This is a genomic window from Gammaproteobacteria bacterium, from assembly GCA_011375345.1.
Lineage (GTDB): Bacteria > Pseudomonadota > Gammaproteobacteria > DRLM01 > DRLM01 > DRLM01.
In genome coordinates this window covers 1-8,895 of record DRLM01000024.1, presented here as the reverse complement: position 1 = coordinate 8,895, position 8,895 = coordinate 1, and the positions used below count along the sequence as shown (strand labels likewise).

9 protein-coding genes are annotated in these 8,895 nt (G+C 63.2%); 8 read left to right on the top strand and 1 reads right to left on the bottom strand.

The features are described 5' to 3' along the window. Positions 1-159: 159 nt before the first annotated feature. From dnaJ to ENJ19_02140, 6 genes are all read left to right on the top strand, one after another. Positions 160-1,287: a molecular chaperone DnaJ gene (dnaJ, locus tag ENJ19_02165; GenBank protein HHM04534.1), complete on the top strand. Its 1,128-nt coding sequence runs from the start codon at positions 160-162 to the stop codon at positions 1,285-1,287. 78 nt (positions 1,288-1,365) lie between these two features. Then, positions 1,366-2,169, top strand: coding sequence for a 4-hydroxy-tetrahydrodipicolinate reductase (locus tag ENJ19_02160; protein HHM04533.1), 804 nt, complete (start codon positions 1,366-1,368; stop codon positions 2,167-2,169). 120 nt (positions 2,170-2,289) lie between these two features. Further along, positions 2,290-3,483: a carbamoyl-phosphate synthase small subunit gene (gene carA, locus ENJ19_02155; GenBank protein ID HHM04532.1), complete on the top strand. Its 1,194-nt coding sequence runs from the start codon at positions 2,290-2,292 to the stop codon at positions 3,481-3,483. A gap of 11 nt (positions 3,484-3,494) precedes the next feature. Next, a complete protein-coding gene (gene carB / locus ENJ19_02150) occupies positions 3,495-6,716 on the top strand; it encodes a carbamoyl-phosphate synthase large subunit (GenBank protein HHM04531.1) in 3,222 nt (1,073 codons plus the stop codon). After that, positions 6,713-7,189, top strand: a complete 477-nt coding sequence (gene greA, locus ENJ19_02145; protein HHM04530.1) for a transcription elongation factor GreA — start codon at positions 6,713-6,715, stop codon at positions 7,187-7,189. Before carB ends, greA begins: the two co-directional genes overlap by 4 nt. Next, positions 7,182-7,664 (top strand): DUF4149 domain-containing protein, encoded by a 483-nt coding sequence (locus ENJ19_02140; GenBank protein HHM04529.1) that lies wholly within the window; start codon positions 7,182-7,184, stop codon positions 7,662-7,664. Before greA ends, ENJ19_02140 begins: the two co-directional genes overlap by 8 nt. On the opposite strand, the gene yhbY is transcribed toward ENJ19_02140, so the two are convergent. Beyond that, positions 7,661-7,951: a ribosome assembly RNA-binding protein YhbY gene (gene yhbY, locus ENJ19_02135; protein ID HHM04528.1), complete on the bottom strand. Its 291-nt coding sequence runs from the start codon at positions 7,949-7,951 to the stop codon at positions 7,661-7,663. The genes ENJ19_02140 and yhbY overlap by 4 nt on opposite strands. Positions 7,952-7,954: 3 nt before the next feature. On the opposite strand from yhbY, the gene ENJ19_02130 reads away from it, so the two are divergent. Both ENJ19_02130 and rlmE read left to right on the top strand, forming a co-directional pair. Then, positions 7,955-8,200, top strand: a complete 246-nt coding sequence (locus tag ENJ19_02130; protein ID HHM04527.1) for a hypothetical protein — start codon at positions 7,955-7,957, stop codon at positions 8,198-8,200. Further along, positions 8,187-8,807 carry a 23S rRNA (uridine(2552)-2'-O)-methyltransferase RlmE gene (gene rlmE / locus ENJ19_02125; GenBank protein ID HHM04526.1) on the top strand — a complete coding sequence of 207 codons (621 nt, stop codon included), beginning with the start codon at positions 8,187-8,189 and terminating at the stop codon, positions 8,805-8,807. The genes ENJ19_02130 and rlmE overlap by 14 nt, the downstream gene beginning before the upstream one ends. The last annotated feature ends 88 nt before the right edge of the window (positions 8,808-8,895 follow it).

Below are 8,895 nucleotides of genomic sequence, written 5' to 3'. Positions count from 1 at the left end.
TTGAGGAAGTAAAAGACGAGAAAAAATAATGGCTCCGGGTTATTGGGTCGGCGCGGCCGGCCTGATATCCTGACGCGCTTGTTCGGGGGCGGCTCAGCGGGAGCGCCCCCGCGTCATATCGAAGATTGAAGACCACCGAACTGCGATGTTTCCATAAGAATGGCTAAGAAGGATTACTACGAGGTTTTGGGCGTGGCCCGTAACGCCAGCGACGCCGAGCTGAAAAAGGCTTACCGCCGGCTGGCCATGAAACACCATCCGGACCGCAACCCCGGTGACAAAGTGGCGGAGGAGCGTTTCAAGGAAGCCAAAGAGGCCTACGAAGTCCTCGGTGATCCGCAAAAACGCGCCGCCTATGATCAGTTTGGTCATGCCGGCGTCGATCCCGGCGCCGCCGGAGCCGGAGCGGGCGCCAATTTCAGCGACGTTTTCGGTGATATCTTCGGTGATATCTTTGGCGGCATGCGGGGCGCCGGGGGTGGCAGCCGGGCTCACCGCGGCGCTGATTTGCGATACAACCTGGAGCTGAGCCTGGAGGAGGCGGTGCATGGCACCACCTCCAGGATCAAAGTGCCCGCTCTGGTCGTCTGCAAAGCCTGCGCGGGCAGCGGGGCGCGCGAGGGGACTGAACCGAGCACCTGCCCCACCTGCCACGGTCAGGGCCAGGTGCGGATGCAGCAGGGCTTTTTCTCCTTGCAGCAGACCTGCCCCCGGTGCAGCGGCACCGGGCAGGTGATCAAGGATCCCTGCCGTCGCTGCCGCGGGCAGGGGCGGGTGCAGGAGCAAAAAACCTTGTCGGTGAAAATCCCCGCAGGGGTGGATACCGGGGACCGCATCCGTCTGGCCGGTGAAGGTGAGGCGGGTGACCATGGCGGCCCGCCCGGCGACTTGTATGTTTACGTCAAAGTAAAAGAACATCCCATATTCTCCCGCGAGGAGAGCAATCTGTTTTGTGAAGTGCCTATCAGCATCACCACCGCGGCCTTGGGCGGTGAACTGGAGGTGCCCACCCTGGATGGCCGGGTGAAGCTCAGGATAGACCCCGAAACCCAAAGCGGGAGCCTGTATCGTCTGCGAGGCAAAGGGGTACGCTCGGTGCATGGCGGGCCGGTGGGCGATTTGTTTTGTCGGGTGGTGGTGGAAACGCCGGTGAACCTGACCCCGCAGCAACAGGAACTGCTGCGCCAGTTTGATGAATCCATGAAAGCCCGGGCCCACAAGCATTCCCCCAAGCACAAATCCTGGCTGGAAGGGATCAAGAAATTTTTCGAAGACATCAAAACCTGAAACAGGCATCAGGGTTCGTTTTGTCCTCAGTGTCTTCGTGGTGAACTGAGCAGCTGTTTGATTGTAAGGAGTGATGATTTGATCCGAATCGCCATTACCGGCGCCGCCGGACGCATGGGACGCAGCCTGGTGGAAGCTTGTTGCGCCACGCCGGGGCTGGTGCTGGGCGTCGCCGTGGAACGTCCCGGTGGCACCGGAATCGGGGCCGATGCCGGCGAGATGGCCGGCATTGGCACAGTCCACGTGGCCATCAGCGACGATCTCGCGGCGATGGTGGACGATTTCGATGTGCTGGTGGATTTCACCCGTCCGGAAGTCACGCTGGCGAATCTGGCGGTCTGCCGGGAGGCCGGCCGGCGCATGGTGGTGGGCACCACCGGTTTCAGCGCCGGCCAACGCCAGCAGCTCATCGACGCCAGCGCGGAGCTGGCCATGGTGGTGGCGCCCAACATGAGTGTGGGGGTCAACCTGTGTTTCAAGCTGGCGGAACTGGCCGCGGGTGTGCTGGGTGACGACGTGGACGTGGAAATCATTGAGGCCCATCATCGCCACAAGGTGGACGCGCCTTCGGGCACTGCTTTGCGCCTGGGGGAAGTGGTGGCGCGGGCCCTGAGCCGGGATTTGACAGAGCACGCCGTCTATGGCCGCCAGGGTCACACCGGCGAGCGGCAGCGGGAGACCATCGGATTCGCCACGGTGCGTGCCGGTGACATTGTCGGTGAGCACACGGTGATGTTCGCCGGCATGGGCGAGCGGGTGGAACTCACCCACAAGGCCTCCAGCCGTCTCACCTTCGCCAACGGTGCCATGCGGGCGGCGAAATGGATCATGGACAAAGAGACGGGACTGTTCGACATGCAGGACGTGTTGGGCCTGCGCTGAACCCCGCCGTCGTTTTGCCGCGGGGAGTTAGACACTGCCCTGTCTCATGCAGTAAAATTTCCGAAGTTTGTGTTTTTGAAGCGGGAGGCGCACCTCAGCAGGCGTTCTCCCGCTTTGTATATGGGTAACGGGGGTAGAAGTTTGAGCCAGCCCGCCATCTTGGTTCTGGAAGACGGATCGGTATTCCACGGGGAAGCCATTGGCGCTGCCGGGCAGAGCGTGGGAGAGGTGGTGTTCAATACCGCCATCACCGGTTATCAGGAAATTCTCACCGATCCCTCGTACCGCCGCCAGATCGTGACCCTGACCTATCCCCACATCGGCAACGTCGGGGTCAATCCGGAAGACGAAGAGGCCGCCGTCGTCCACGCCAGCGGCCTGGTGATCCGCGACCTGCCGCGGCGGCCTTCCAGCTGGCGCTGCCAGGATACCTTGGGGGGGTATCTGCGGCGTCACGGCGTTGTCGCCATTGCCGGCGTTGACACCCGCCGCCTGACCCGCCTGCTGCGGGAGCAGGGCGCCCAGAACGCTTGCATCGTGGCCGGGGCGGGCGTGGACGAGGCCGCCGCCGTGGCAGCCGCGCGCGCGTTTCCCGGCCTCAAGGGCATGGATCTGGCGCGGGAAGTCACTGTGGCGCAAGCGTACACCTGGCTGCAGGGGGGGTGGACGTGGGCCGGTGGCCACGCCGAGCCGCCCCGGCCGGTGGACGAATATTTGTTTCACCACGTGGTGGCCTACGATTTCGGCGTCAAGCGCAATATCCTGCGCCTGTTGGTGGAGCGCGGCTGCCGGGTGACGGTGGTGCCGGCCCAGACGCCGGCCGCCGAGGTGCTGGCATTGCAGCCGGACGGGGTGTTTCTCTCCAACGGCCCCGGCGATCCAGAGCCCTGCGCCTACGCCATCGCCGCCGTGCGCGAGATTGTGGCCACCGGAATACCGGTATTCGGCATCTGCCTGGGGCACCAGATTCTCGGCCTGGCCGCCGGCGGGCGCACGGTGAAAATGAAATTCGGCCATCACGGCGCCAATCACCCGGTGCAGGACCTGGCCAGCGGCCGGGTGATGATCACCAGCCAGAATCACGGTTTCGCCGTGGACGAGGCCAGTCTGCCCGCCCATGTGCGGCCCACCCACCGTTCCTTGTTCGACGGCTCCCTGCAGGGTTTGCACTACTGTGACAAACCGGCTTTCGGCTTTCAGGGCCATCCCGAGGCCAGCCCCGGTCCCCACGATGCGGCCGGCTTGTTCGATCATTTCATTGGTTTGATCAAAAGCCACAAGTCGCAAGGGGGGCGCGCAGCGCCGGCCGCCTGACATTTCCATCCATGCCAAAACGCACTGATATCCATTCCATCCTCATCATCGGCGCCGGTCCCATCGTTATCGGCCAGGCCTGCGAGTTCGACTATTCCGGGGCCCAGGCCTGCAAGGCCCTCAAAGACGAGGGCTACCGGGTGATTCTGGTGAACTCCAATCCCGCCACCATCATGACCGATCCGGAGATGGCGGACGCGGTCTATATCGAGCCGGTGAACTGGCAGATCGTGGCGAAGATTATTGCCAAAGAGCGGCCCGATGCAGTGTTGCCCACCATGGGCGGCCAGACTGCCCTCAACTGCGCCTTGGACCTGGCCAGTCACGGCGTGCTGGCGGAATACGGCGTGGAACTCATCGGCGCCTCCCGCGATGCCATAGACATGGCCGAAGACCGCGAGCGCTTTCGCCAGGCCATGCAGGAGATCGGCCTGGACACACCCCGCGCCGCCATTGCCCACAGCATGGAAGAAGCGCTGCAGGTGCAGGCGCAAATCGGTTTTCCCACCATCATTCGTCCCTCCTTCACCCTGGGCGGCTCCGGGGGGGGAGTTGCCTACAACCGGGAAGAATTCGTCGAGATCTGCGAGCGCGGCCTGGATCTGTCGCCCACCAACGAATTGCTTATCGAAGAGTCGGTGCTGGGTTGGAAAGAGTTCGAGATGGAGGTGGTGCGGGATTGCCGGGATAACTGCATCATTGTCTGTTCTATCGAGAACCTCGATCCCATGGGGGTGCACACGGGCGATTCCATCACCGTGGCGCCGGCCCAGACCCTTACCGACAAGGAATACCAGCTCATGCGCGATGCCTCCATCGCCGTGTTGCGCAAGATCGGGGTGGATACCGGCGGGTCCAACGTCCAGTTCGGTGTGGATCCTGAAAACGGCCGCATGGTGGTCATCGAAATGAACCCGCGGGTGTCGCGCTCCTCGGCCCTGGCCTCCAAGGCCACCGGCTTTCCCATCGCCAAGGTGGCGGCCAAGCTGGCGGTGGGCTGCACCCTGGATGAACTTCAAAACGAAATCACCGGCGGTGCCACCCCCGCCTCCTTCGAGCCCACCATTGACTACGTGGTGACCAAGGTGCCCCGCTTCACCTTTGAGAAATTCCCCCAGGCCGAGGCTGTGCTCACCACCCAGATGAAATCCGTGGGCGAGGTCATGGCTATGGGCCGCACCTTCCAGGAATCGCTGCAAAAAGCGTTGCGGGGTCTGGAAACGGGTGCCGACGGCCTGAGCGAGAAAATCGATCCCGGCGCCGATGAGGCCACCGAAACCCTGCGCCAGCGCCTGCGGGTGCCCGGGCCTGAGCGCTTGTGGTACGTGGCCGATGCCTTCCGGGCGGGCATGAGCGTGGCGGAGGTGCACGAGCTCAGCAGTATCGACCCGTGGTTTCTGGATCAGCTCGAAGAGCTGGTGCAGACCGAACAAGCCGTGCGGGCCGGGGGCTGGGAGGCGTTGGACCGGACGCGCCTGTTCGGGCTCAAACGACTGGGCTTTTCCGACAGCCGCCTGGCGGTCCTGCTGGGCACCAGTGAGCAGGCGCTCCGGGAGCGGCGCCATGATTTGGGGGTGCGGCCGGTGTACAAGCGGGTGGACACCTGTGCGGCGGAATTCGCCGCCAGCACCGCCTACCTCTATTCCACCTACGAGGAAGAATGCGAAGCGGCGCCCTCGGCGCGGGACAAGGTGATGGTGCTGGGGGGCGGGCCCAACCGCATTGGCCAGGGGATCGAGTTCGATTACTGCTGCGTCCATGCCGCCCTGGCGCTCAAGGAAGACGGCTACGAGACCATCATGGTCAACTGCAATCCGGAGACCGTCTCCACCGATTACGACACTTCCGACCGGCTGTACTTTGAGCCGCTCACCCTGGAAGACGTGCTGGAAATTATTGCCGTGGAGCAGCCCAAGGGGGTGATTGTCCAATACGGCGGTCAGACGCCGCTCAAGCTGGCGCGGGCCCTGGAAGCCGCCGGCGCGCCCATTATCGGCACCAGCCCCGATTCCATCGACCTGGCCGAAGACCGGGAGCGGTTTCAAAAGCTGCTGGGGGGGCTGGGCCTGCGGCAGCCGCCCAACCGCACCGCCCGCACCGCAGAACAGGCCGTGGCCCTGGCGGCGGCGATCGGCTATCCCCTGGTGGTGCGGCCCTCCTATGTGCTGGGCGGGCGGGCCATGGAAGTGGTGTACAGCGAAGAGGACCTGCTGCGCTACATGCAAAGCGCGGTGCAGGTCTCCAACGATTCCCCTGTGCTGCTGGACCGCTTTCTCGACAACGCGGTGGAAGTGGATGTGGACGCCGTCAGCGATGGCAGCGCAGTGATGATCGGCGGCATCATGGAACACATAGAACAGGCCGGGGTGCACTCCGGCGATTCGGCCTGTTCCCTGCCGCCCTACACCTTGAGTGACGGCGTGCAGGCGGCGTTGCGCCAGCAGATGGAGCAAATGGCCCGGGCCCTGAAGGTGGTGGGCTTGATGAACGCCCAGTTCGCCATACAAGACGACTTGATTTACGTACTGGAAGTCAATCCCCGCGCTTCGCGCACCGTGCCGTTCGTCTCCAAGGCCACCGGCCTGCCCCTGGCCAAGGTGGCCGCCCGTGCCATGATGGGCCGCAGCCTGGCCCGGCAGGGTGTGGGGGAACGGTGCCGCCTGGGTTTTTATGCGGTCAAGGAAGCGGTCTTCCCCTTTCTCAAGTTCCAGGGTGTGGATCCCATCCTGGGGCCGGAGATGAAATCCACCGGGGAAGTGATGGGGGTGGGGCGCACTTTTGCCGAAGCCTACGCCAAGGCCCAACTGGCGGCCGGCAACGACCTGCCGCAGGGCGGCAAGGTGTTCATCAGCGTGCGCGATTGCGACAAGGCCCGCGCCGCTGCCGTGGCGAAGCGCCTGCGCCAGCAAGGCTTTGACATCGTGGCCACCCGCGGCACCGCCGCGGCGCTGGAGGCAGCCGGCGTGCCCTGCCAGCGGGTGAACAAAGTGCTGGAAGGGCGGCCTCACATTGTGGACATGATCAAAAACGATGAAATACGCTTGATCATCAACACCACCGATGGCCGTCAGGCGCTGGCGGATTCCTATACTATTCGGCGGGAAGCCCTGCAGCGCAAGGTCAGTTATACGACCACCATGGCGGGCGCGGAGGCCACCAGTCTCGCTCTTGACGCGCTGGACGAGAGCGGGGTTTATTCTTTGCAGTCACTACACCAGGAGCGGGGAGCATGACGCGAGTACCTCTCACGGCCAAGGGCGCGGCCCGTTTGCGCGAAGAGCTGAACAAACTGAAGAGCGTTGATCGTCCGCAGGTGATCAACGCCATTGCCGAAGCCCGTGCCCACGGTGATTTGCGGGAAAACGCCGAGTATCATGCGGCAAAGGAGCAACAGGCTTTTATCGAAGGGCGCATTTCTGAGCTGGAGGGACAGCTGGGCCGTGCCCAGATCATCGATGTCACCAGTTTGAACCCCGGCGGGAAAGTGGTGTTCGGCGCCACGGTGGATTTGATTGATGAAGAGAGCGGTGAGAAAGTGACCTATCAAATTGTGGGTGACCTGGAAGCCGATATCAAAAAAGGTTTGATCTCCATCAGTTCCCCCATCGCCCGGGCCCTGATCGGCAAGGAAGAAGGGGATGTCGCCGTGGTGACCGCGCCCGGCGGTGAGCGCGAATACGAAATCGTCGCCGTGCGCTATGAGTAAGCCGCCACCGGCAGCGGAAGGGATGACGCGTTTTCGCGGTATTGGTGAACGGATACTGCTTACGCTGTGGGTGGGAAGCCTGTGGGCTGTCGGTTACCTGGCGGTGCCCGTTTTGTTTCACGCGCTGGACGACCGTGCCCTGGCGGGCGAACTGGCCGGGCAGATGTTCCGCATTGTCAACGGGTTGGGTGTGGCCTGCGGGGCCTTGCTGTTGGTCAGCGCTTTTACCAGCGGCCTGTTGCGGCAGGAGCGCGGCCGGACGATCGTCATCGCCGTCATGACCCTGCTGGCCGGCGTTATGCTGTTTGTGATTCAACCACAGATGCAGTCCATCAAGGCCGAAGCGGCCTTGGCCGGCGCGGGGCTGGGCCCAGAATTCGCACGGCTGCATGGTCTGTCGTCGGCGCTGTATCTCGGTGCCAGCTTGTTGGGCTTGTGGCTGGTGGCCGGCTACGGCAGCCGGCGGGCGGCTTAAGGGAGTTCAAGACGCGGTTGCTCCACGTTGCGGCGGAAGAGCAAGGCGACGTGGCCGATGCGCTGCACCGGCTCGGCGCCGCAGGTCTCACACAGCGCCTGAATGATCCGGCTCTTTTGGTCCCGCCCGGCAGCGCTAATGCGGACTTTGACCAGTTCGTGGCGCAGCAGGGCGGCGTCGAGTTCCCGGGCCACGGCGGGCGTGAAGCCGGCATTCCCAACCAGCACCACGGGTTTCAAACCATGGCCCAGGCCACGTAAATGGCGTTTTTGCTTCTCAGTCAACATCTCATGTCCGATTCCGAAAAACGCAAAAGTATAGCACCCGGGCGCGGCTTCGCCGTGGCGGGAAGCCCCTTCAATGCTGTGAAGCTGGAACTGGCGGTGGCTTGCGTGGCGGCGGCGGTGCTGCTCCTGGTGATCGGTACCTTTGTCGAAAACCGGCTTGCCCAGTTGATCGTCATTGCCGCGTATGGCGGCGGCGCCGGTTTGTGGATAGTGTGGCGCGTTCGCCGTATCAGTCATGGCCAGAGCTAAAAGCAGCAAACGCTGGCTCAGGCGCCATTTTTCCGACGCCTACGTCAAGGACGCACACAGATCCGGTTACCGTTCCCGCGCTGTTTATAAGCTTTTGGAGATCGACCAGCACGCTCGTTTGTTCAAACGCGGCATGACTGTGGTGGACCTGGGCGCGGCGCCGGGCGGCTGGTCCCAAGTCGCCGCCGGGCGGGTGGGGCCCGCCGGCCGGGTTATCGCCCTGGATGTATTGCCCATGGATCCCTTGCCGGGCGTGACTTTCATTCAGGGGGACTTTCGCGAAGAGGCCGTGCTTGAGAGCCTGATGCGCCGGCTGTCGTCCCGGTCGGTGGACCTTGTCATATCCGACATGGCCCCCAATCTTTCCGGGGTGAAGTGTTCGGATCAGGCCCGCGCTATGGACCTCGCCGGGCTGGCCTTGGATTTGGCGCGGAACGTGCTTGGAGAACAGGGCGCGTTTTTGGTGAAAGTCTTCCAAGGCGCGGGCTTCGACGATTATATCCGGGCGCTTCGTCAGACCTTTGCAACCGTGGTGACCCGCAAACCCAAAGCCTCCAGGCCGGACAGCCGTGAGGTCTATTTGCTAGCCAGGAACTATGTTTTGTAATAAGGTCTAAGTTTTACCGAAGCCGGTTTCTATTTCCTCCCTCACGCAAGATTTGTGGGGGAATTCTCAGCAAAGAGGTAAGAACCTT

What these genes read in the sequence shown, in the direction of transcription:
- dnaJ (HHM04534.1), top strand. Translation starts at nt 160, where the DNA reads ATGGCTAAGAAGGATTACTACGAGGTTTTGGGCGTGGCCCGTAACGCC.
- carA (HHM04532.1), top strand. Translation starts at nt 2,290, where the DNA reads ATGGGTAACGGGGGTAGAAGTTTGAGCCAGCCCGCCATCTTGGTTCTG.
- carB (HHM04531.1), top strand. Translation starts at nt 3,495, where the DNA reads ATGCCAAAACGCACTGATATCCATTCCATCCTCATCATCGGCGCCGGT.
- greA (HHM04530.1), top strand. Translation starts at nt 6,713, where the DNA reads ATGACGCGAGTACCTCTCACGGCCAAGGGCGCGGCCCGTTTGCGCGAA.
- ENJ19_02140 (HHM04529.1), top strand. Translation starts at nt 7,182, where the DNA reads ATGAGTAAGCCGCCACCGGCAGCGGAAGGGATGACGCGTTTTCGCGGT.
- yhbY (HHM04528.1), bottom strand. Translation starts at nt 7,951, where the DNA reads ATGTTGACTGAGAAGCAAAAACGCCATTTACGTGGCCTGGGCCATGGT.
- ENJ19_02130 (HHM04527.1), top strand. Translation starts at nt 7,955, where the DNA reads ATGTCCGATTCCGAAAAACGCAAAAGTATAGCACCCGGGCGCGGCTTC.
- rlmE (HHM04526.1), top strand. Translation starts at nt 8,187, where the DNA reads ATGGCCAGAGCTAAAAGCAGCAAACGCTGGCTCAGGCGCCATTTTTCC.